Origin of the sequence: Micromonospora sp. WMMD998, assembly GCF_029581235.1 — a bacterium.
GTDB lineage: Bacteria > Actinomycetota > Actinomycetes > Mycobacteriales > Micromonosporaceae > Micromonospora.
The window spans coordinates 5326365-5347722 of record NZ_CP120740.1 but is presented as its reverse complement, the minus strand read 5'-3'; the positions used below and the strand labels follow the sequence as shown (position 1 = coordinate 5347722).

The 21358-nt window shown below is 71.4% G+C and carries 19 protein-coding genes, 1 tRNA gene and 2 pseudogenes; 12 read left to right on the top strand and 10 right to left on the bottom strand.

All coding sequences use genetic code 11. The annotated features are described in order from the left end of the window. Positions 1–5: 5 nt before the first annotated feature. Both O7619_RS24090 and O7619_RS24085 read right to left on the bottom strand, forming a co-directional pair. Positions 6–1001: an LLM class flavin-dependent oxidoreductase gene (locus tag O7619_RS24090; RefSeq protein ID WP_282283577.1), complete on the bottom strand. Its 996-nt coding sequence runs from the start codon at positions 999–1001 to the stop codon at positions 6–8. 61 nt (positions 1002–1062) lie between these two features. After that, the gene (locus tag O7619_RS24085) at positions 1063–1542 is read right to left on the bottom strand and encodes an Lrp/AsnC family transcriptional regulator (RefSeq protein WP_282283576.1); all 480 of its coding nucleotides are present in this window, start codon (positions 1540–1542) and stop codon (positions 1063–1065) included. An 83-nt stretch (positions 1543–1625) separates the two neighbouring features. Here O7619_RS24085 and O7619_RS24080 point away from each other — a divergent pair, with 83 nt between their 5' ends. Continuing rightward, positions 1626–2801 (top strand): PLP-dependent aspartate aminotransferase family protein, encoded by a 1176-nt coding sequence (locus tag O7619_RS24080; RefSeq protein WP_282283575.1) that lies wholly within the window; start codon positions 1626–1628, stop codon positions 2799–2801. A 7-nt stretch (positions 2802–2808) separates the two neighbouring features. Here O7619_RS24080 and O7619_RS24075 read toward each other — a convergent pair whose 3' ends face one another. The 3 genes and pseudogenes from O7619_RS24075 to O7619_RS24065 form a co-directional block, all read right to left on the bottom strand. Beyond that, complete coding sequence (locus tag O7619_RS24075; protein WP_282288925.1) at positions 2809–3312, bottom strand: hypothetical protein; 504 nt, start codon at positions 3310–3312, stop codon at positions 2809–2811. A gap of 141 nt (positions 3313–3453) precedes the next feature. Further along, positions 3454–3639, bottom strand: a pseudogene (locus tag O7619_RS24070) (hypothetical protein); the annotation flags it as partial. Beyond that, positions 3590–3667, bottom strand: a tRNA-Leu gene (locus O7619_RS24065). The gene O7619_RS24065 and the pseudogene O7619_RS24070, both read right to left, overlap by 50 nt. A 94-nt stretch (positions 3668–3761) precedes the next feature. Here O7619_RS24065 and O7619_RS24060 point away from each other — a divergent pair. The 8 genes from O7619_RS24060 to polA all read left to right on the top strand — a co-directional run bounded on the left by O7619_RS24060 (position 3762) and on the right by polA (position 13631). Next, the gene (locus O7619_RS24060) at positions 3762–4382 is read left to right on the top strand and encodes a response regulator (RefSeq protein ID WP_282283574.1); all 621 of its coding nucleotides are present in this window, start codon (positions 3762–3764) and stop codon (positions 4380–4382) included. A 48-nt stretch (positions 4383–4430) separates the two neighbouring features. Next, a complete protein-coding gene (locus O7619_RS24055; protein ID WP_282283571.1) occupies positions 4431–5591 on the top strand; it encodes a hypothetical protein in 1161 nt (386 codons plus the stop codon). Between the two features lie 260 nt (positions 5592–5851). Further along, complete coding sequence (locus tag O7619_RS24050; protein WP_282283570.1) at positions 5852–7018, top strand: branched-chain amino acid ABC transporter substrate-binding protein; 1167 nt, start codon at positions 5852–5854, stop codon at positions 7016–7018. Positions 7019–7113: 95 nt separating this feature from the next. Next, on the top strand, positions 7114–8064 hold the full coding sequence (locus O7619_RS24045; protein WP_282283569.1) for a branched-chain amino acid ABC transporter permease: 951 nt from the start codon (positions 7114–7116) through the stop codon (positions 8062–8064). Beyond that, positions 8061–9215: a branched-chain amino acid ABC transporter permease gene (locus O7619_RS24040; RefSeq protein WP_282283568.1), complete on the top strand. Its 1155-nt coding sequence runs from the start codon at positions 8061–8063 to the stop codon at positions 9213–9215. Before O7619_RS24045 ends, O7619_RS24040 begins: the two co-directional genes overlap by 4 nt. After that, positions 9208–10128, top strand: coding sequence for an ABC transporter ATP-binding protein (locus O7619_RS24035; RefSeq protein ID WP_282283567.1), 921 nt, complete (start codon positions 9208–9210; stop codon positions 10126–10128). The genes O7619_RS24040 and O7619_RS24035 overlap by 8 nt, the downstream gene beginning before the upstream one ends. Beyond that, positions 10118–10828: an ABC transporter ATP-binding protein gene (locus O7619_RS24030; protein ID WP_282283566.1), complete on the top strand. Its 711-nt coding sequence runs from the start codon at positions 10118–10120 to the stop codon at positions 10826–10828. Before O7619_RS24035 ends, O7619_RS24030 begins: the two co-directional genes overlap by 11 nt. Positions 10829–10931: 103 nt before the next feature. Next, positions 10932–13631 carry a DNA polymerase I gene (gene polA, locus O7619_RS24025; protein WP_282283565.1) on the top strand — a complete coding sequence of 900 codons (2700 nt, stop codon included), beginning with the start codon at positions 10932–10934 and terminating at the stop codon, positions 13629–13631. Between the two features lie 10 nt (positions 13632–13641). Here the strand turns inward: polA and O7619_RS24020 are convergent. From O7619_RS24020 to O7619_RS24000, 5 genes and pseudogenes are all read right to left on the bottom strand, one after another. Then, positions 13642–13986, bottom strand: a pseudogene (locus O7619_RS24020) (DUF3140 domain-containing protein); the annotation flags it as partial. Then, the gene (locus O7619_RS24015) at positions 13973–14191 is read right to left on the bottom strand and encodes a DUF2945 domain-containing protein (protein WP_282283564.1); all 219 of its coding nucleotides are present in this window, start codon (positions 14189–14191) and stop codon (positions 13973–13975) included. The gene O7619_RS24015 and the pseudogene O7619_RS24020, both read right to left, overlap by 14 nt. A gap of 41 nt (positions 14192–14232) precedes the next feature. Then, positions 14233–14376: a hypothetical protein gene (locus O7619_RS24010; protein WP_282283563.1), complete on the bottom strand. Its 144-nt coding sequence runs from the start codon at positions 14374–14376 to the stop codon at positions 14233–14235. Beyond that, positions 14327–14785: a Uma2 family endonuclease gene (locus O7619_RS24005; protein WP_282283562.1), complete on the bottom strand. Its 459-nt coding sequence runs from the start codon at positions 14783–14785 to the stop codon at positions 14327–14329. Before O7619_RS24005 ends, O7619_RS24010 begins: the two co-directional genes overlap by 50 nt. 107 nt (positions 14786–14892) lie before the next feature. Continuing rightward, positions 14893–15696 (bottom strand): class I SAM-dependent methyltransferase, encoded by an 804-nt coding sequence (locus O7619_RS24000; RefSeq protein WP_282283561.1) that lies wholly within the window; start codon positions 15694–15696, stop codon positions 14893–14895. 320 nt (positions 15697–16016) lie between these two features. Between O7619_RS24000 and rpsA the strand changes: the two genes are divergently transcribed. From rpsA to uvrB, 3 genes are all read left to right on the top strand, one after another. Continuing rightward, positions 16017–17555, top strand: a complete 1539-nt coding sequence (gene rpsA, locus O7619_RS23995; RefSeq protein ID WP_282283560.1) for a 30S ribosomal protein S1 — start codon at positions 16017–16019, stop codon at positions 17553–17555. Between the two features lie 126 nt (positions 17556–17681). Further along, positions 17682–18860, top strand: a complete 1179-nt coding sequence (gene coaE, locus O7619_RS23990) for a dephospho-CoA kinase (RefSeq protein WP_282288924.1) — start codon at positions 17682–17684, stop codon at positions 18858–18860. A 379-nt stretch (positions 18861–19239) separates the two neighbouring features. Beyond that, complete coding sequence (gene uvrB, locus O7619_RS23985) at positions 19240–21351, top strand: excinuclease ABC subunit UvrB (protein ID WP_281587551.1); 2112 nt, start codon at positions 19240–19242, stop codon at positions 21349–21351. Positions 21352–21358: the final 7 nt, after the last annotated feature.

Below are 21358 nucleotides of genomic sequence, written 5' to 3'. Positions count from 1 at the left end.
GTGTTTCAGCCGTCCCGGCGCAGGCCACCCGCGACCTTCTCGGCGATCAACTCGTACGAGCGCACCCGGTCGGCCACGTCGTAGACCATCGCGGTCAGCATCAACTCGTCCGCGCCGGTGCGCTCCAGCAACTCCCCGAGCTGCCGGGCCACCGTCTCCGGCGAACCGGTCGCCTGGCCGTCGCGGCGCTGCGCCACGAACTCCCGCTCCAGCTCCGAATACGGATACGCCGCCGCCTCCGCCGGCGTGACCAGCGGCTCCGGCCGCCCCGACCGCAGCTTCAGGAACGACAACCCGGCCGGCCCGGCCAGCCACTCCGCCCGCTCGTCGGTCTCCGCGCACACCGCGTTCACCGCCACCATCGCGTACGGCCGGTCCCACCACCGCGACGGCCGGAAGTGCTGCCGGTAGAGCCGCAACGCCGGGATGGTGTGCTGCGAGCTGAAGTGGTGCGCGAAGGAGAACGGCAACCCGAGCAGGCCGGCGAGCTGGGCGCTGAACCCGCTCGACCCCAGCAGCCACACCTGCGGCGACTGCCCGCGCCCCGGCGTCGCCGTGATCGGCCCGGGCTCCTCGCCGCTGAAGTAGTTCATCAGGTCGGCCAGCTCGCGCGGGAAGTGCTCCGCGGACAGGCCCTCCATGGTGCGGCGCAACGCCAACGCGGTCACCTGGTCGGTGCCCGGCGCCCGCCCGATGCCCAGGTCGATCCGGCCCGGGTGCAGCGCCTCCAGGGTGCCGAACTGCTCCGCCACCACCAGCGGCGCGTGGTTGGGCAGCATCACCCCGCCGGAACCCAACCGGATCGTGGTGGTGTTCGCGGCCAGGTGCGCCAGCAGCACCGCCGGCGCCGAACTCGCGATCGCCGGCATGTTGTGGTGCTCGGCCACCCAGAACCGGCGGTAGCCCAGCTCCTCGGTGCGGCGGGCCAGCTCGGTGGTGTGCCGCAGCGCCTCACCGGCACTGCCGGTCGCGGCCACCGGGGCAAGGTCAAGAACAGACATCGGTACGTCGATCACGCCCTGGTGCAACCCGCGACCTGCCGGAATTGTTCCGTCGGGTGGGTCAGCCCATACCCCGGGCCTGCTCGAAGATGAGGCTGGTCTGGGTGTGCCGCACCGCCGGATCCACGGCCAGATGGTCCAGCACGAAGTCCCGCAGCGCGTCCCCGGACGCCGCCCGCACGTGCAGCACGTAGTCCTCCGCGCCCGCCACGTGGAACACCGACACCACCCCCGGCAGCCGCACCGACCGGGCCCGGAAGGCGTTCACCGCGGCCCGTTCGTGCGCCGTCAGCCGCACCGACACCAGCGCCTGCAACGGCAGCCCCACCGCGGCCGGATCCACGTCCGCGTGGAACCCGCGGATCGCCCCGCACTCGCGCAGCGCCCGGGTCCGCGTCAGGCACGTGGACGGCGCCACCCCCACCCGCTCGGCGAGCGCGTTGTTCGGCAGCCGGCCGTCCGCGGTCAGCTCGGTCAGGATCGCGCGGTCGACGTCGTCCAGCTCGGAGAACGGCCGTACATCATTCGGTGCGAGAGGCATGCCACCATCCTCCACCGAAGAAGCACCCGGCGAAAGCATGATCACCAGAATCTTGTTCGTTTCTCTTGCCGTGATACGTCGTCATGTTCGACGCTTCCGGCATGACCGCCGTGGACACCGCAGCCGTGCACGCCGGGCGTGACGACCTCGCCGGCCTCGGCGTCCACGTCCCGCCCATCGACCTCTCCACCACCAACCCGCTGCCCTCCGTGGCCGCCGGCGGCGACGCCTACGAGACCCTCGCCACCGGCGGCACCCTCCCGGCCGGCGGCAGCGCCGTCTACCAGCGGCTCTGGAACCCCACCGTCGCCCGCTTCGAAACCGCCCTCGCCCAACTCGAAGACACCGCCGAGGCGGTCGCCTTCGCCAGCGGCATGGCCGCGCTCACCGCCACCCTGCTCGCCGCCACCCGCGACGGGAAACGCCACGTCGTCGCCGTCCGCCCCCTCTACGGCGGCACCGACCACGTCCTCGCCACCGGACTGCTCGGCACCGAGGTCACCTGGGCCCGCGCCGCCGACGTCGCCGCCGCGATCCGCCCCGACACCGCCCTGATCGTCGTCGAGACCCCGGCCAACCCGACACTCGACCTGGTCGACATCGCCGCGCTCGCCACCGCCGCCGGCGACGTCCCACTGCTCGTCGACAACACCGTCGCCACCCCGGTGCTCCAACAACCCGCCCGGCACGGCGCCACCCTCGTCCTGCACAGCGCCACCAAGAGCATCGGCGGCCACGGCGACGTCCTCGCCGGCGTCGTCGCCTGCGCGCCCGACTGGGCCGCCCGGCTGCGCCAGGTCCGCGCCGTCACCGGCGCCGTCCTGCACCCGCTCGGCGCCTACCTGCTGCACCGCGGCCTCCAGACCCTGCCGCTGCGGGTCCGCGCCCAGCAGGCCGGCGCCGAGAAGCTCGCGGCCTGGCTCGCCGGACACCCCGCCGTCGAACGGGTCCACCACCCGTCCCGGCACGACCCGGCCGGCCTGGTCGGCCGCCAGATGTCCGGCGGGGGCAGCCTGCTCGCCTTCGAGGTACGCGGCGGCGCGCCCGCCGCGGCCACGGTCGCCGGCGCCTGCGAGCTGATCACCCACGCCGTCTCGCTCGGCGGCGTCGACACGCTGATCCAGCACCCGGCCTCGCTGACGCACCGGCCGGTCGAGGGCGACGCCAAGCCGTGCGGCGCGCTGCTGCGGGTCTCGGTCGGGCTGGAGGACCCGGAGGACCTGCGCGCGGACCTGGCGCGGGCGCTCGCGTCGATCTGACGCTCCGTCAGGATTTCGGGCCGACGTGCTGGTCCAGCGCGGCGACGGCCTCCCGGCGGGCGACCGACAGGGAGTTGCGGCGGTTCATCCGCCAGGCGATGCCGAGCAGGTCGAGTGCCCACTGGCAGAGACCCATGATGTCGGTGGACTCGTTGACGAACATGTAGCGCGGGTAGACGTATCGCTTGCCGCGCATCGTGACCCGGTTGCTGACTCGGCAGCCGTCGGAGTGGAAGAGCCCGCGCAGGAAGTGACCCGGGTGTGCCTCGACGATGGTCCGTTGCCAGTCGGCAAGGACGATCGGGCGCTCGTGCTTCTTGCCCGGCCCGTGCTGCGGCAGCAGGCATGGCCAGTGCTTGCCGTAGCTCTGCACATTGACGCAGCCCTGTTGCTGGACGCGCTGCACCTTCTCGGCCAGCACCGCTCGCATGGCGTCGTCGCAGGCCTCGATCAGACCCGGCCAGCAGTCGCTGCAGGAGATCCGGAGCACCGGCACCCGCGCACTTGTCACGAGATGCCCGTCGCCGAGGTAGAGGCCCAGAAGATAGGCGTAGGCCGCCGGGTCTGTCGGAACGTGGACATCTTCACGGCAGCGAAAACATCGCGACGCGGTGCCCAACTGCTTCGGCTCCGGTCGGTCCTTGCACCAGTGGCGGACCGTCGGATAGGAGAGCCCCACGGTCCGCGCTACCTCGGCGACGGTCGCGCCGCCGAGGTAGAGACGTCGCGCTCGAGCGCGTATTTCGGGAGGATGCACAGGACTATGATCGAACGCCTGTATGACACTTTGGTGCCCTCGGTGGGATTCGAACCCACACTGTATGGAGTTTGAATCCATTGCCTGCTGCCAGTTGGGCTACGAGGGCGTTCCGTGATTCGGCCTCGACAGCCTACCCGCTAGGCTGAGGGCGGCGACACCCGGCACGGCGGGTGTCGGGTTCGAATCGGTGGGAGTGGCTCGTGGGCGAGATGCAGACGGATGCCGAGCGCAAGCGCGTTCTGATCGCCGAGGACGAGGCGCTGATCCGGCTGGACCTGGCCGAGATGCTGGTCGAGGAGGGTTACGAGGTGGTCGGCGAGGCCGGCGACGGTGAGACCGCCGTCAATCTCGCCGAGGAGCTCAAGCCGGATCTGGTCATCCTCGACATCAAGATGCCGATCATGGACGGGCTGGCCGCCGCCGAGCGGATCGCCGGCGCGCGCATCGCCCCGGTGATCATCCTGACCGCGTTCAGCCAGCGCGACCTGGTCGAGCGCGCGCGGGCGGCCGGCGCGATGGCCTACCTGGTCAAGCCGTTCCAGAAGAGCGACCTGGTGCCGGCGGTGGAGATCGCGCTGTCCCGCTACTCCGAGGTGGCCGCGCTGGAGGCGGAGGTGGCCGGTCTGACCGACCGGCTGGAGATCCGCAAGACCGTCGAGCGGGCCAAGGGCGCGCTGATGACGACGTACGGGATGACCGAGCCCGAGGCGTTCAAGTGGATCCAGCGCACCGCGATGGACCACCGGATGACCATGAAGGAGGTCGCCGAGCGGATCCTCGCCGAGACCGCCGGCGGCGAGGTGGCGCAGCCCGCCTCCTGACCCGGCGGCCGGTTCCCGGCGTCGCCTCCGATCGATACGGTTGTCGCCATGCGACGTCCGCTGACGGTGCTCGGCCTGTTCGTGGTGCTGCTGGCTGCCTGCCAGGCGCCGGAGGCGCCCGCCCCCGCGCCCGAGCCGCTGCGTCCGGCCTGGCAGCCGGTCGATCTGCCGCTCCCGTCCGGCCTTTCCGGCCGGGTGGCGTTGCGGGACGCCGCGGCCTGCGGGGGCCGCTGGTTCGTGGTGGGCGCGGTGCTGGACGCCGACGGGGTCCCGCATCCGGCGGCGTGGTCGAGTGTGGACGCGCGTGTCTGGGTGGCGCTGCGTCCGGTGCCGCGCAGCCCGTACGGCCCGGAGAACCTGCTCACCGCGGTCGGCTGCCGGGACGGGCGGCCGGTGGCGGTCGGTGGCCGCAGCGGCGGGGTGCACGGCAACCCCCGGATCAGCACCTGGCGGCTGGACGGCGACGGTTCGCTGGTGGAGGTGCCGGCGGAGTTCGAGGTGTTCGGTGGGCCGGACGCGGTGAACGTGGGCCGGGTGGTGGGCGGGCCGGGCGGCTGGTTGATCTCCGGGAACCGGGCCACCGGCGCGGCGGCCTGGGTGTCGGCGGACGGGTCGGACTTCCGTCTGGTGAGTGGCGTGCCGGGGTTGGCCACGGACGGGGCGGGCCGGCCGTGGGTGGCCGACGGCGCGGCGGCCGGGTCGGGGTGGCTCATGGTGGGCTCGGTGCTGCCCCCGGGGCGTACCGGAACGGACGCGGCGGTGTGGACGTCGCCGGACGGGTCGGCCTGGCGGCGCGCGGTGCTGCCCGGCGGCGGCGTCGACCAGGACCTGCAACGGGTGGTCCGGGTGGGCGACCGGGCGGTGGCGGTGGGCCGGCGGGGCGACGGCCTGGGCGCGTGGGTGGCCGACGGCGACGCCTGGCGGCCGGGTGGCGACGTTCCGGGTGGTGCGGAGCGGCCGGGCCGGGTCTGGGGTCTGTCGGCGCGCGGTGACGGCGCGTTCGCCGTGGTCGCCGGTGCGGCGTCGGAGGCGGGCTGGTTTTCGCCGGACGGTGACCGGTGGTCGCCGGTGGCGCTGCCGGTGGCGGTTCCGTGGGGTAACGACAGGTCGGTCGCGGTGGCGTCGGCGGGTGATGTCGCCCTGCTGTCGGTGGACGACGGGGTGCGGGCGCGGGTGTGGTCGGCGCGGGGGTCGTGGCGCCCTGCCTGAGCTTTTCACCAGCGTGTTTCCGGCAGGTGTCGGATGTCCGATGGTCTCCCCGGTGATCCCGGTGTGTTACACCACCGCTGTGAATCCGGCCACTCAACGTAACGGTTAGGTCAACCCCGCTTCTCAGGTCTACCTTCGGCACCCACCGGTGGGATAACGTCCCGGCCCAGACCGGGATCGCGGTCGGTCCGGCCAACCCTCGCAAGGTCCAATTCGCGCTGGGTGGTTTCCGGGCCTTCGGACGGAGGAGGGTACGAGCCGTGAGGCAGAAGCTCGCACGGGTGCTCGGTGGTGTGGCCATCGGCGCGCTCGTTTTCAGTGGCGCGGCCTGCAAGGCTGACAGTGGTGACGACGCGGGTGGCGACAGCAAGGCCGCCTGCGACCTGAAGATCGGCTTCTTCGGCCCGCTGACCGGCGACGCTGCGGGTCTCGGTATCCACATGCGCAACGGCACCAAGCTGGCCATCGACCAGTACAACAAGGACAACGCGGACTGCAAGGTCAACCTGGAGGAGTACGACTCGCAGGGTGACCCGGCCAAGGCGCCGGCGCTGGCCCAGAAGGCGGCCGGTGACACCAAGGTCGTCGGCGTCGTCGGCCCGGCCTTCTCGGGTGAGTCGGAGGTGGCCGACCCGATCTTCGACGAGGCCGGCCTGCCGATCATCACGCCGTCGGCCACCCGGCCGAGCCTGAGCACCAAGGGCTGGAAGATCTTCCACCGGGGCGTCGGCAACGACACCTCGCAGGGTCCGGCCGCCGGCCGTTACATCAAGGACGTGCTGAAGGCCGACAAGGTCTACGTGGTGGACGACCAGTCGGCGTACGGCGCGGGTCTGGTGGACGAGGTGAAGAAGGTCCTCGGCGCGGTCGCGGGCGAGGACAAGATCCAGGTCAAGCAGACCAACTTCTCCGCCGTGGTCACCAAGATCCAGAGCAGTGGCGCGAACGTTCTCTTCTTCGGTGGCTACTACACCGAGGCCGGCCTGCTGCTCAAGCAGCTCAAGGGCGCGGGCTGGAAGGGCACGATGGTCGCCGGTGACGGTGTCAACGACGCCAACTTCATCAAGGTCGCCGGCGAGCAGGTCGCCGAGGGCACGATCCTGACCTGCCCGTGCGCCCCGGCCACGGCGGCCAAGGGCTCGTTCGTGACCGACTACAAGGCCGCGTTCGACAACGCCGAGCCGGGCACCTACGCCGACGTGTCGTACGACATCACGAAGATCATGCTGGCGGGCATCAAGGACGGCAAGGGCACCCGCGCCGACCTGCTGAGCTTCATCAAGTCCTACGACAAGACCGGTGACGCGACCGGCGTGACCTACAAGTTCGAGTCCACCGGCGAGCTGGACCCGGCGCAGGTCATCGTGTGGGCGTTCAAGGTGAACGCGGGCAAGGTCGTCCCCGACATCGAGATCCCCAAGAGCTGACCGGTTCATCCGGTCCTGTCACGGGACACCAGGCGTGCGGCCGGGAGTGAGTTTCTCCCGGCCGCACGGCTTGGCCGCACAGTTGGAGCCCCCATTTGAACTTCGATGAGCTCTTCGGGAACTTCCCGGCGCTGACCATCACCGGGCTGGAGCAGGGCGCGATCTACGCGCTCATCGCCCTCGGCTACACCCTGGTGTACGGCGTCCTACGCTTGATCAACTTTGCGCACTCCGAGGTCTTCATGGTCGGTACCTTCTCCGCCCTGTGGACCTGGCAGGCCCTCGGCTACGACCAGAACTCGCCCGCCCCGGCCCTCGGCCCGCTGATCCTGGCGGTGGTCGCCGGTCTCGCGGTGGCGATGGTCGCCTCGGCCGCCACGGCGGTCACCGTCGAGCTGGTGGCATACCGGCCGCTGCGGAAGCGCAACGCGCCGCCGCTGGCCTTCCTCATCACCGCGATCGGCGCCTCGTTCGTGCTCGCCGAGTCCTTCGGCATCGGCACCAGCCGCGCGCCGTTCGGCATGGCGACGATGATCCCGCAGGAGCCGGTGTTCACCGTCTTCGGCGCCGACGTGACCAACCTCCAGTTGGTGATCCTCGGTGTCACGCTTGTCATGATGGTGGCGTTGGACCAGTTCGTGAACCGCAGCCGGCTGGGCCGCGGCATCCGCGCGGTGGCCCAGGACGCGGACACCGCCGCCCTGATGGGCGTCAACAAGAACCGGGTCATCCTGCTGGTCTTCGTGCTCGGCGGCCTGATGGCCGGCGTCGGCGCGCTGCTGTGGGACCTGCGGTTCAGCTACACCAAGTTCAACGTCGGCTTCCTGATCGGGCTCAAGGCGTTCTCGGCCGCGGTGCTCGGCGGCATCGGCAACCTGCGCGGCGCGCTGCTCGGCGGCCTGCTGCTGGGGGTGGCGGAGAACTACGCCGCCGGCCTGTTCGGCGGCGACTGGAAGGACTTCACCGGCTTCGTGCTGCTGATCGTGCTGCTGATGTTCCGGCCGACCGGTCTGCTCGGCGAATCTCTCGGGAGGGCGCGCGCATGACCGCCACCGTGGACAAGAAGCGGACCGGGGGCTTCATGAGCCGCTGGGCCGCCATGCCCAGGCAGGTGCGCTGGGCGGCGATCGCGGCGCTGATCGTGCTGCTCTACATCCTGCCGAACAAGTGGTTCTACGAATACCTGGGCTTCCCGATCGGCAGCGAGTACTTCGCCCTCTACACCACCCGCTCGGACTTCGCCGGCGTGCTCTTCGACACCGCCGTGTTCGTGCTGCTGGCCGTGGGCCTCAACGTGGTGGTCGGTTTCGCCGGCCTGCTCGACCTGGGCTACTTCGGCTTCTACGCGCTCGGCGCGTACACGGTCGCGTTGCTCACCTCGCCGGAGAGCCGGTTCGGCACGGACTGGCCGTGGCTGGCGGCGGTGCCGCTGGCGGTGATGGTGGCGATGGTCTCCGGTGTGATCCTCGGTGGCCCGACGCTGCGCCTGCGCGGTGACTACCTGGCCATCGTGACGCTCGGCTTCGCCGAGATGATCCGGTTGTACGCGGCCCGCCAGGACGGCCTTCTGCAGGGCCAGCGGGGCATCCCGGCGATCCCGCACCCGCCGGGCAACGGCAGCGACGGCAAGGCGCTGTTCGGGGTGGTCGACTCCCGGCCGTACTACTGGCTCATGCTGACGCTGATCCTGGTGGTGCTGGTGCTGATCCGGAACCTGGCCAACAGCCGGGTCGGCCGGGCCTGGGTGGCGATCCGCGAGGACGAGGACGCCGCCGAGGTGATGGGCGTGCCCACGTTCAAGTACAAGCTGTGGGCGTTCGCGATCGGGGCGGCGGTGGCCGGCCTGACCGGCGCGGTCTTCGCCGGCAAGCAGACGTTCATCAACTCGGACCAGTTCGTGCTGGAGAGCTCCATCCTGGTGCTCGCCGCGGTGATCCTCGGCGGGGCGGGCAACATCAAGGGCGCCATCGTCGGCGGCGCGGTCACCTGGTACCTGCCGGAGTGGCTGCGCGGCGTGGGTGACCTCCTCGGGCTGGAGTTCGACGCCGCCGAGTACCGGATCCTGGTGTTCGGTCTCGTGGTCATCATCATGATGATCTTCCGGCCGCAGGGTCTGGTGCCCAACCGGCGGCGGGCGGCCGAGCTCGCCGACCGGCGCAAGGAAGCGGTTCCCCAGGAGACGGTGACCAATGAGTGAGCCGCAGATGCACAGCGAGCGCGACGCGACGAGCGAGCGGGACATCGCCGACGACGGGCGCAGCACGGTCGGCACGCCACCGGAGTCCGGATCGGACACCCCGGTGGAGCCGACGCCGGGCGACACCGCGCCGGCCGGTCGCGAGCCGCTGCTGGAGGTCGACCACGTCACTCTCCGCTTCGGCGGTGTGGTGGCGCTGAACGACGTCGCGTTCACCCTCTACAAGGGGGAGATCCTCGGCCTGATCGGCCCGAACGGCGCCGGCAAGACGACCTGCTTCAACGCGATGACAGGCGTCTACCGGCCCACCGAGGGTGAGATCCGGTTCGCCGGGCAGCGGATCAACGGCAAGCGCCGGAGCTGGATCACCAAGGCGGGCATCGCCCGGACGTTCCAGAACATCCGGCTGTTCCCGGAGATGACGGCGCTGGAGAACGTGATGGTGGGCGCGGACGCCCACCACAAGACCAGCGTGATCTCCGCGATGCTGCGGCTGCCACGGCACTGGCGGGAGGAGCGGGAGGGCCGGGAGAAGGCCCACGAGCTGCTGCGCTTCGTCGGTATCGAGCGCCGCGCGGGGGACCTGGCGCGCAATCTCTCGTACGGCGAGCAGCGCCGGCTGGAGATCGCGCGGGCCCTGGCGACCGATCCGAGCCTGCTCTGCCTGGACGAGCCGGCCGCCGGCTTCACCCCGGCGGAGAAGGAGGAACTGCTCGGACTGATCCGGAAGATCCGCGACAATGGCACCACGGTGTTGCTGATCGAGCACGACATGCGACTCGTCATGGGCGTGACCGACCGGATCGTGGTGCTGGAGTTCGGCAAGAAGATCGCCGAGGGCCTGCCGGCCGCGGTCCGCGAGGACCCGAAGGTGATCGCCGCGTACCTGGGGGTGCCGACCGATGCTGCTTGAGATCAAGGACCTGACGCTGCTGTACGGGCGGATCCAGGCGCTGCACGGGATCAGCCTGCATGTCAACGAGGGTGAGGTGGTGGCCCTGATCGGCGCGAACGGCGCCGGCAAGACCACCACGATGCGGGCCATCTCCGGGCTGCGTCCGGTGGCCGAGGGCTCGATCGTCTTCAACGGCACCGACGTCACCAGGATGCGGGCCGACCTGCGGGTGATCCGGGGCATCGGGCAGGCGCCCGAGGGTCGTGGCGTCTTCCCCGGCATGACGGTCGTCGAGAACCTGGAGATGGGCGCGTACACCCGGCGGGACCGGGCCGGCATCGCCGAGGACATGAAGATGGTCATGGACCTCTTCCCGCGGCTGCACGAGCGGCGCAAGCAGGCCGGCGGCACGCTCTCCGGTGGCGAGCAGCAGATGCTGGCGGTGGGCCGGGCGCTGATGGCCCGCCCGAAGCTGTTGCTGCTCGACGAGCCCTCGATGGGGCTCGCGCCGATGCTGATCCAGCAGATCTTCGAGATCATCACCCGGATCAACGAGCAGGGCACCACCATCCTGCTGGTGGAGCAGAACGCCCAGCAGGCGCTCTCCCGGGCCCACCGGGCCTACGTGCTGGAGACCGGCCGGATCGTCAAGGACGGCACCGGCCAGGAACTGCTGCACGACCAGGCGGTCAAGGACGCGTACCTCGGCGTGGCCTGAGGGCGTACCGGCCGGCGGCCGGCCCTCCCCGCGGGGAGGGCCGGCCGCCGCCGTCGGTGCGGCCGGAGCCGGCTTGTCGGGCGTACGGACTAGAGTCGCTGCCGTGACAGCTACGACGCCGCGCCTGCTCCTCGTCGACGGACATTCCCTGGCATACCGGGCTTTCTTCGCCCTGCCTGTGGAAAACTTCTCCACCACCACGGGGCAGCCGACAAACGCCGTCTACGGCTTCACCTCGATGCTGATCAACGTGCTCCGCGACGAGCAGCCGACCCACATCGTGGTCGCCTTCGACGTCTCCCGCCGCTCCTTCCGCACCGACAGGTACGCGGAATACAAGGCCGGCCGCAGCGAGACCCCGACCGACTTCAAGGGCCAGGTGAGCCTGGTCAAGGAGGTCCTCGCGGCGCTGCGGGTGCCGGTGGTGGAGGCGCCGGGCTACGAGGCCGACGACGTCATCGCCACGCTCGCCTGCCAGGCCCGCGACCAGGGCATGGACGTGCTGATCACCACCGGCGACCGGGACGCGTTCCAGCTCGTCGGCGACCAGGTCACCGTGCTCTACCCGCGCAAGGGCGTCTCCGACCTGGCCCGGATGGACCCGGCGGCGGTCGAGGCGAAATACGGCGTCACGCCGGACCGCTACCGCGACCTGGCCGCGCTCGTCGGCGAGACCAGTGACAACCTGCCCGGCGTCCCCGGCGTCGGCCCGAAGACCGCAGCCAAGTGGATCAACCTGTACGGCGGGGTCGAGGGCGTGGTGGCCCGGGCCGACGAGATCAAGGGCAAGGCCGGCGAGAGCCTGCGCGAGCGCCTGGCCGACGTGATCCGCAACTACGAGATCAACTGCCTGGTCGCCGACCTGGAGCTGCCGGTGCGACCCGAGGACGCCCGCTGGCAGGGCTGGGACCGGGAGGCCGTGCACCAGGTCTTCGACACGCTCCAGTTCCGCATTCTGCGGGACCGCCTCTACCAATACCTGGAGGCCGTCGAGCCGGAGGCCGAGGCCGGCTTCGAGCTGGCCGGCGAGGTGTTGACCGAGCCCGGCGCGCTCGCCGGCTGGCTGGACACGCACGCCGGCGCCGGCGCGCCGGTCGGCCTGGCCGCCACGCTCGACACCGGCCCCAACCGCCGGCACACGGCCACCGTGACCGCGATGGCGCTCGCCACCGCCGACGGCGCGGCGGCCTGGTTCGACCCGAGCCGGCTGGACGCCGGCGACGACGCCGCCCTGGCCGGCTGGCTGGCCGACGCCGAGCGCCCGAAGGTGCTGCACGACAGCAAGCCGGCGGTGCTGGCGTTTTCCGCGCACGGCTGGGAGCTTCGGGGCATCGCCCGCGACACCCAGATCGCCGCCTACCTGGCCCGCCCCGACCAGCGTTCCTACGACCTCACCGACCTGGCCCTGCGCTACCTGCACCGGGAGCTGCGCGTCGACGCGCCGGAGACCGGCCAGCTCACCCTGGACGGGTTCGGCGACGAGGGCGCGGCCGAGCAGAACCTGATGCTCCAGGCCCGGGCTACGCTCGACCTGGCCGACGCGATCGACGCCGAGCTGTCCCGTGACGGCGAGCAGTCCGCGCGGCTGATGGCCGAGGTGGAGCTGCCGCTGATGCGGGTGCTCGCCGCCATGGAGCGCACCGGCATCGCCGCCGACACCGACTACCTGTCCGAGCTGGAGGCCCACTTCGCCGCCGAGGTGAAGGCCGCCGCGCAGAGCGCCTACGAGGTGGTCGGCCGGGAGTTCAACCTCGGCTCGCCCAAGCAGTTGCAGGAGATCCTCTTCACCGAGCTGGGCCTGCCCAAGACCAAGCGGATCAAGACCGGCTACACCACCGACGCCGACGCCCTCCAGTGGCTCTACGCCCAGACCGAGCACCCGCTGCTGCACCACCTGCTGCGCCACCGCGACGTGGCCAAGCTCAAGTCGACGGTCGACGGGCTGCTCAAGTCGGTCTCCGACGACGGCCGGATCCACACCACGTTCAACCAGACCGTGGCCGCGACCGGGCGGCTGTCGTCCACCGAGCCCAACCTGCAGAACATCCCCATCCGCACCGAGGAGGGCCGCCGGATCCGCCGCGCGTTCGTCGTCGGCGAGGGCTACGAGTGCCTGCTCACCGCCGACTACAGCCAGATCGAGATGCGGATCATGGCGCACCTGTCCGCCGACGACGCGCTTGTCGAGGCGTTCCACTCCGGGCACGACTTCCACGCCGCGACCGCCTCCTCGGTCTTCGCCGTCGACGTCGGCCAGGTCACCGCCGACCAGCGCCGCAAGATCAAGGCGATGAACTACGGCCTGGCGTACGGGCTGAGCGCGTTCGGCCTGTCCCAGCAGCTCGGCATCACCGCCGAGGAGGCGCGCGGGCTGATGGAAAACTACTTCGCCGGGTTCGGCGGGGTCCGCGACTACCTGCACGAGGTGGTGGCCCGGGCCCGCCAGGACGGCTACACCTCCACCATCCTGGGCCGCCGCCGCTACCTGCCCGACCTGGTCAGCGACAACCGGCAGCGCCGGGAGATGGCCGAGCGGATGGCGCTCAACGCCCCGATCCAGGGCTCGGCGGCCGACATCATCAAGGTCGCCATGCTGCGCGTCGACGGCGCGCTGCGGGAGGCGGGGCTGCGGTCCCGGATGCTGCTCCAGGTGCACGACGAGCTGGTCTTCGAGGTCGCCCCGGGAGAGCGGGAGGCCCTGGAGTCGTTGGTGCGCCGGGAGATGGGGGCGGCCCACCCGCTGTCGGTGCCGATGGAGGTGTCGGTGGGCGAGGGCCGCGACTGGAACAGCGCCGACCACTGACCCGCGCTCAGCCCTTGAGCGGGTCGTGGCCCCAGTTCATCAGCGACCAGCGCCACCTCGTGTCGCGGACGTCGCCGGACGGGCGCTGGGCCAGGTGCCGGTGCACGTACCCGACCACCTTGCGCATGTGCTTGTAGTCGGCGGCGGTGAGCTGGTCGCGCTTGCGGCGCAGCAGGTCGACGATCCGGCGGCCGGAGTCGTGCCCGACGGACTCGCCGCCCTTCGTGCCCGGCTTGTGCCAGCCGACGTGCTTGGACTCGTCGGTCTCCAGCCAGCGGGTCAGCTCGGCCGGCTTCATGTTCACCGCGTCGGTGAAATCCCGGTACGTCTGCTCCGGATCGTCACTGCGGCTCACGGCGCAGCACCTCCGGTCGGTGGGCCACGTCGCGACCCGAGTCGTCGTTGACGATCCGATACTGCGGCTGCTCCGGTGAGGCGTTCACCGGGTGCCCGCGGACGTGGGTGCGCTCGGTCAGCTTCTCCTTGACCACGCCGTGCGCCCGGCCGCTGTGGCTGGCCCAGGAGACGTGGTCGCCGGCGCGGAACTCCCTCTCGGCCATGCCCGCCGGTTACCCGCCCGCCCGGGCGAGTAACGACGCGGTCAGGGCCGGATCTCGGCGATCGGCAGCTTGAGGTCGAACGGCTCGGTCAGCTCGACCACCTCGCTGCCGTCGGTGACCAGCTCGTACTGGCGCTCACCGCCCGGCCCGATCCGGTCCCCGAGGCGGTACGCGTAGAGGTGCACCGGGTCCTGCTCGATCCGCCAGTGGAACGGGATGCCGGCGGCGGCGTACTCGCCGGGCTTGGCGAACCTGTCGACCCCGCCGGGTGCCGGGCGAGACGATCTCCACGGCGAGGACCACGTCCGCCGGTCGCAGCCGGGACCGGTCGGTCGGCAGCCCGGCATGGTGCAGCAGCACGTCCGGTTGCCGGCTGGTGTTCGGGCTGAGCCCCACATCGGTTGCCTGGGCGACCCGTAGGTGGGCCGGGGCGCGGGCGCGCAGCCACGTGGCCAGCAGGACCGAGGCGACGCGGTGGCCCGGTTCGGGGGCGGGCATCACCCGGATGATGCCGTCGACGAGCTCGACGCGGGGGGCGTCCTCCGGCAGGGTGCGCAGGTCCTCCAGCGTGTGGTCCGCACACTGCTGCCGCATCGGGTCCGGACACCAGCGGGAAGATGGAATCGAAGCGGGCTCGGCCGGCACACGGCGACCGTACCGTCGGGTGACGTCGCCGGGATCGGACCGGATGTGCGACGCGCTCAGCGGGACGGTTTCTCGGCGACGAAGATGGCGGTGCCGGGGAAGAGCCGGCCGCGCAGCGGGCTCCACTGGCCCCAGATCCCCTCGTGCCCGGCCGGCCACTCCGGCTCCACCAGGTCGCGCAGGCGGAAGCCGGCGCCGACCAGCTCCCGGATCCGGTCGCCGAGGGTGCGGTGCTGCTCGACGTACGTGGCGGCGCCGTGCTCGTCCTGCTCGACGTAGGGGGAGCGGTCGAAGTAGGAGTGCACGGCGGTCAGCCCGCCCTCGCCCGGGTCGTCGAGGAAGATCCAGCGCATCGGGTGGGTGACCGCGAAGACCCACCGGCCGCCGGGGCGCAGCACGCGGGCCACCTCGCGCATCGCCGCCGCGGAGTCGTCCACGAACGGGATCGCCCCGAACGCGGTGCAGACCGTGTCGAAGGCGGCGTCGGCGAAGGGCAGGGCCAGCGCGTCGGCCTGGACCAGCGGCACGCGTACCCCGGTCCGGTCGGCGGCGTGCGCGGCGTGCCGCAACATGCCGGCGGACAGGTCGAGGGCGACCGGCCGGGCGCCCTGGGCGGCGAGCCAGCGGGCGGCGGAGGCGGCGCCGGCGCCGAGTTCGAGGACCCGCCGGCCGGCGACGTCGCCGAGGAGACGGGCGTCGGCCTCGCGCAGACCCTCCGGGCACCAGACGAAGTCGACCTCGCCCAGGAACGCGCCGTGCTCGGCCTGGTAGGCGTCGGCGTCGCTGTCCCACCAGCCGCGGTTGGCGCGGCGGATCTCGGCGGCCCCGACCCGCCGGCGGGTCACCCTGTCGTCGTCCACCCGGTCCACGCTAGGGCCGGTCGGGCGGCGGGGCGCGGGCGGGGCGGCGGGTGACGGGTGTGACCGGTGTGACGGACGAGACAGGCATGGCACCTTACCGCGCGAAATCTCCGCTTTCGCAGCCGATGCGGGCGCGGAGACCCGGGAGGGCTTGCACGCTGTGGTAATGCAGCGGGTAGGCTAGACGATGCGCTCGCGGATCGTGTGCCTCGGCAGGGAGCAGGTGTGCGGTCACCGGAGCCACTAATGATCTTCTCGCGTCGATCGTTCGGTGTGCCCGGCGACGGATCCGCTGGCGCGGAAGAGTCACCGCGACACCCATGCCCGCTGTGACAACCCATCCGACCGGAGCAACCGCCCACATGACGAGCAGCATCGAGGCCACCTCGAGCGCCAACAAGGTCACGCACGACGATCTCGGCTCTGAGGAAGCTTTCCTCGCCGCCATCGACGAGACCATCAAGTACTTCAACGACGGCGACATTGTCGAAGGCACCGTCGTCAAGGTCGATCGGGACGAGGTCCTGCTCGACATCGGCTACAAGACCGAGGGCGTGATCCCCTCTCGGGAGCTGTCGATCAAGCACGACGTGGACCCGGCCGAGGTGGTTTCGGTCGGCGACCACATCGAGGCCCTCGTCCTCCAGAAGGAGGACAAGGAGGGTCGGCTGATCCTCTCCAAGAAGCGGGCGCAGTACGAGCGGGCCTGGGGCACGATCGAGAAGATCAAGGACGAGGACGGCGTCGTCCGCGGCTCGGTCATCGAGGTCGTCAAGGGTGGTCTCATCCTCGACATCGGCCTGCGGGGCTTCCTGCCCGCGTCGCTCGTCGAGATGCGGCGCGTGCGCGACCTCCAGCCGTACGTCGGCCGCGAGCTCGAAGCCAAGATCATCGAGCTGGACAAGAACCGCAACAACGTGGTCCTGTCCCGCCGGGCCTGGCTGGAGCAGACGCAGTCCGAGGTGCGCACCGAGTTCCTCAACAAGCTCCAGAAGGGGCAGGTCCGCAAGGGCGTCGTCTCCTCGATCGTCAACTTCGGCGCGTTCGTCGACCTGGGTGGCGTGGACGGCCTGGTGCACGTCTCCGAGCTGTCCTGGAAGCACATCGACCACCCGTCCGAGGTCGTCGAGGTGGGCCAGGAGGTCGAGGTCGAGGTCCTGGACGTCGACCTGGACCGCGAGCGGGTCTCGCTGTCGCTGAAGGCGACCCAGGAGGACCCGTGGCGTCAGTTCGCCCGCACCCACGCGATCCAGCAGATCGTGCCGGGTAAGGTCACCAAGCTGGTGCCGTTCGGCGCGTTCGTCCGGGTGGACGACGGCATCGAGGGCCTGGTCCACATCTCCGAGCTGGCCGAGCGCCACGTGGAGATCCCGGAGCAGGTCGTGCAGGTCGGCTCCGAGGTCATGGTCAAGGTCATCGACATCGACCTGGAGCGTCGCCGGATCTCGCTGTCGCTCAAGCAGGCCAACGAGGGCTTCGTCGAGGGCGAGGAGCACTTCGACCCGACCCTCTACGGCATGGCCGCCACGTACGACAACGAGGGCAACTACATCTACCCGGAGGGCTTCGACCCGGAGACGGGCGAGTGGCTCGAGGGCTACGACAAGCAGCGCGAGACCTGGGAGAACCAGTACGCCGAGGCGCGTCAGCGCTGGGAGGCCCACACCAAGCAGGTGCAGACCTCCCGCGCCGCCGACGCCGAGGCCGCGGCCAACCCGGCTCCGCCCGCCACCAGCAGCAGCACCTCGACCTCGACCTCGACCTCGGCCCCGAGCCGTCAGGCCGAGGAGCCGGCCGGCACGCTTGCCACCGACGAGGCGCTCGCCGCGCTGCGGGAGAAGCTCGCCGGCGGCAAGTGACAGGTCGCTGACGACAGCCCGACGGGCCCCGTCCCCGCGTTCCGCACCAGCGGAGCGCCGGGGGCGGGGCCCGCGGTCGTCGTCGGCCTGTTTGGCATGCGCACGCCCATCGGGTTGACTGTCCCGATGCTGAAGGTGGGGCTGACGGGCGGCATCGGATCGGGCAAGAGCGCGGTGGCGAGCCGCCTGGCGGCGCTCGGCGCGGTCGTGGTCGACTCGGACCGGATCGCCCGCGAGGTCGTGGCCCCGGGCACCGAGGGGCTCGCCGAGGTGGTCGCCGCGTTCTCCGACCGGGTCCTCGGCCCCGACGGCGCGCTCGACCGGGCGGCCCTGGGCGCGGTGGTCTTCGGCGACGGGACCGCCCGCCGCCGGCTGGAGACGATCACCCATCCGCGGGTACGGGCACGCGCCGCCGAACTGGTCGCCGCCGCGCCCGCCGACGCGGTGGTGGTCAACGACGTGCCGCTGCTGGTCGAGGTGGGGCTCGCGCCGACGTACCATCTGGTGCTCGTGGTGCAGACGGCGGCGCCGACCCGGCTGGCGCGGTTGTCCCGCGACCGTGGCATGGACCCGGCCGAGGCGCGGCGGCGGATCGCCGCGCAGGCCGACGACGCGGCCCGGCGGGCGGTGGCGGACGTGCTGCTCACCAACGACGGCCCGCTGGCCGACCTGCACGGCGCGGTGGACGCGCTCTGGCGTGACCGGCTGCTGCCCTACGAGCGCAACGTCCGCGAGCGGCGCGCGGTGCTCGTCGACCCGCCGGCACTGACCGAGCCCGACCCGACCTGGCCCGAGCAGTACGCCCGGCTCGCGGCGCGGATCCGCCACGCGGTCGGCGGCGACGTCCGGATCGACCATGTCGGCTCCACCGCCGTGCCCGGGCTGACCGCGCCGGACGTCATCGACATCCAGTTGACCGTGCCGGCGCTGGCGGAGGCGGACGGTCCGCTCGCCGACCGGCTGGCCGAGGCGGGCTTCCCCCGGCTGCCGGGCGAGTGGTGGGACGCGCCGCGCCGCCCCGACCGGGCGCACTGGGCGAAGCGGCTGCACGGCGGCGCGGATCCGGGCCGCCCGGTGCTCCTGCACCTGCGGGCGGCCGGCTCGGCCGGCTGGCGGTACGCGCTGCTGCTGCGGGACCACCTCCGCGCCGACCCGGCCCGGCGATCCGCCTACCTCCAGGTCAAGCGGGACCTGGCGGCCACCGCGCCGGAGAGCGCGGAGCCGGCGACGCTCCACGATCCGTGGTTCGACGAGGAGCACCTGCGGGCCGAGGAGTGGGCCAGGCACACCAACTGGCACCCCTGACCCGTCGCGTCCTCCGCGCGTCGCGTCCGCTGATTCACGGAAAGAGTGCCTATTCCGCGTCGGATGGCCACTCTTTCCGTGAATCAGCGGGCAAGCGGGGCGGCGCGCGGCGGGCGAGCAGGGGCGCTCGCGGCGGCCGGTGAGCGCCTCAGCGCGACCACCGTGGGCGCGCACGCCGGTCGTCCCGGGTGCTGCGGCCCTGGCGCCGGGGGCGGCCGGGCCCCGAAGGGGCGGCCACCGGCCCGGTCGGCCGCCGCGAGCGGCCTACGGTACGAGGGTAGTCCGGTGAGATGAGCCACACAATGGGAATATCGAAGCGGGTCAGGGACGGTCCGTGGTCGGTCCGGAAGTGTCGGACCGCGGGCGTACCGTTGGTGTCATGGCGCTCGACATTCCCCGGCTCGACGGTCGCTTCCAGGTCGTCAGTGAGTTCCAGCCGGCCGGCGACCAGCCGGCGGCCATCGACGACCTTGAGCGTCGCGTGCGGCGCGGCGACCGCAACACGGTGCTGCTCGGCGCGACCGGCACCGGCAAGAGCGCCACCACGGCGTGGCTGGTCGAGCGGTTGCAGCGGCCCACCCTGGTGCTCGCGCCCAACAAGACCCTCGCCGCCCAGCTCGCCAAGGAGTTCGGCGAGCTGCTGCCGCACAACGCGGTGGAATACTTCGTCTCCTACTACGACTACTACCAGCCCGAGGCGTACATCCCGCAGACCGACACCTACATCGAGAAGGACTCCTCGATCAACGAGGAGGTCGAGCGGCTGCGGCACTCGGCGACCATGTCGCTGCTGACCCGGCGGGACGTCATCGTGGTGGCCACCGTGTCGGCGATCTACGGCCTGGGCACGCCGGAGGAATACCTCGACCGCGCCGTGCGGGTCAAGGTGGGGCAGGAGCTCGACCGCGACCAACTGCTGCGCCGGCTCGTCGACATTCAGTACACGCGCAACGACATGGCCTTCCAGCGCGGCACGTTCCGGGTGCGCGGCGACACGTTGGAGATCATCCCCGCCTACGAGGAGCTGGCCGTCCGGATCGAGCTGTTCGGTGACGAGATCGAGAAGCTCTACTACCTCAACCCGTTGACCGGGGACGTGGTCCGTGAGGTCGACAGCCTGATGATCTTCCCGGCCACGCACTACGCCGCCGGCCCGGAGCGGATGGAGCGGGCGACCCGCGACATCGAGGCCGAGTTGGGCGAGCGGCTGGCCGAGCTGGAGCGGCAGGGCAAGCTGCTGGAGGCGCAGCGACTGCGCATGCGCACCACCTACGACCTCGAGATGATGCGCCAGGTGGGCTTCTGCTCCGGCATCGAGAACTACTCGATGCACATCGACGGCCGGCTGCCGGGCAGCCCGCCGCACTGCCTGCTCGACTACTTCCCGGACGACTTCCTCACCGTGGTCGACGAGTCGCACGTGACCATCCCGCAGATCGGCGGCATGTACGAGGGCGACGCCTCCCGCAAGCGGATGCTCATCGACCACGGCTTCCGGCTGCCGAGCGCCGCCGACAACCGGCCCCTGCGCTTCGACGAATACCTGGAGCGAGTGGGCCAGATGGTCTTCCTCTCCGCCACCCCCGGCCCGTGGGAGCTGGAGCAGGCCCAGGGCGAGTTCGTGGAGCAGGTGATCCGCCCGACCGGCCTGATCGACCCCGAGGTGGTGGTGAAGCCGACCAAGGGGCAGATCGACGACCTCATGCACGAGATCAAGCTGCGCACCGAGCGGGACGAGCGGGTGCTCGTCACCACGCTCACCAAGAAGATGGCCGAGGATCTCTCCGACTACCTGCTGGAGAACGGCATCCGGGTGCGTTACCTGCACTCCGAGGTGGACACGCTGCGCCGGGTCGAGCTGCTGCGCGAGCTGCGCAAGGGTGACTACGACGTGCTGGTCGGCATCAACCTGCTCCGCGAGGGGCTCGATCTGCCCGAGGTCTCCCTGGTGGCGATCCTCGACGCCGACAAGGAGGGCTTCCTGCGCAGCGGCCGGTCGCTGATCCAGACCATCGGTCGCGCGGCCCGTAACGTCTCCGGCCAGGTCCACATGTACGCCGACAAGATCACCCCGTCGATGGCGTCCGCGATCGACGAGACCAACCGGCGCCGGGCCAAGCAGATCGCGCACAACGAGGCCCACGGCATCAACCCCGAGCCGCTGCGCAAGAAGATCCACGACATCCTCGACGACATCTACCGCGAGGCGGAGGACACCGAGGCCACCACGGTCGGCGGCGCCGCCCGGCAGCTCTCCCGGGGCAAGGCGCCGGTCAAGGAGACCCGCAGCCGCAACGGTCGGGGTGGCGCGGCCACGCCGTCCCGGGAGGGCATGGCCCGGGCCGACCTCGCGAACCTCATCCAGGAGCTGAACGACCAGATGCTGGCCGCCGCGCGGGAGCTTCAGTTCGAGCTGGCCGCGCGGATCCGCGACGAGGTCTCCGACCTCAAGAAGGAGCTGCGCGGGATGGACGCGGCCGGGGTGCGGTGAGCGGCGG

Coding starts and splice junctions, on each gene's coding strand:
- O7619_RS24090 (WP_282283577.1), bottom strand. CDS start 1,001: ATGTCTGTTCTTGACCTTGCCCCGGTGGCCGCGACCGGCAGTGCCGGT.
- O7619_RS24085 (WP_282283576.1), bottom strand. CDS start 1,542: ATGCCTCTCGCACCGAATGATGTACGGCCGTTCTCCGAGCTGGACGAC.
- O7619_RS24080 (WP_282283575.1), top strand. CDS start 1,626: ATGTTCGACGCTTCCGGCATGACCGCCGTGGACACCGCAGCCGTGCAC.
- O7619_RS24055 (WP_282283571.1), top strand. CDS start 4,431: ATGCGACGTCCGCTGACGGTGCTCGGCCTGTTCGTGGTGCTGCTGGCT.
- O7619_RS24040 (WP_282283568.1), top strand. CDS start 8,061: ATGACCGCCACCGTGGACAAGAAGCGGACCGGGGGCTTCATGAGCCGC.
- O7619_RS24035 (WP_282283567.1), top strand. CDS start 9,208: ATGAGTGAGCCGCAGATGCACAGCGAGCGCGACGCGACGAGCGAGCGG.
- O7619_RS24030 (WP_282283566.1), top strand. CDS start 10,118: ATGCTGCTTGAGATCAAGGACCTGACGCTGCTGTACGGGCGGATCCAG.
- O7619_RS24015 (WP_282283564.1), bottom strand. CDS start 14,191: ATGGCCGAGAGGGAGTTCCGCGCCGGCGACCACGTCTCCTGGGCCAGC.
- O7619_RS24005 (WP_282283562.1), bottom strand. CDS start 14,785: ATGCGGCAGCAGTGTGCGGACCACACGCTGGAGGACCTGCGCACCCTG.
- rpsA (WP_282283560.1), top strand. CDS start 16,017: ATGCCCGCTGTGACAACCCATCCGACCGGAGCAACCGCCCACATGACG.
- coaE (WP_282288924.1), top strand. CDS start 17,682: ATGCTGAAGGTGGGGCTGACGGGCGGCATCGGATCGGGCAAGAGCGCG.
- uvrB (WP_281587551.1), top strand. CDS start 19,240: ATGGCGCTCGACATTCCCCGGCTCGACGGTCGCTTCCAGGTCGTCAGT.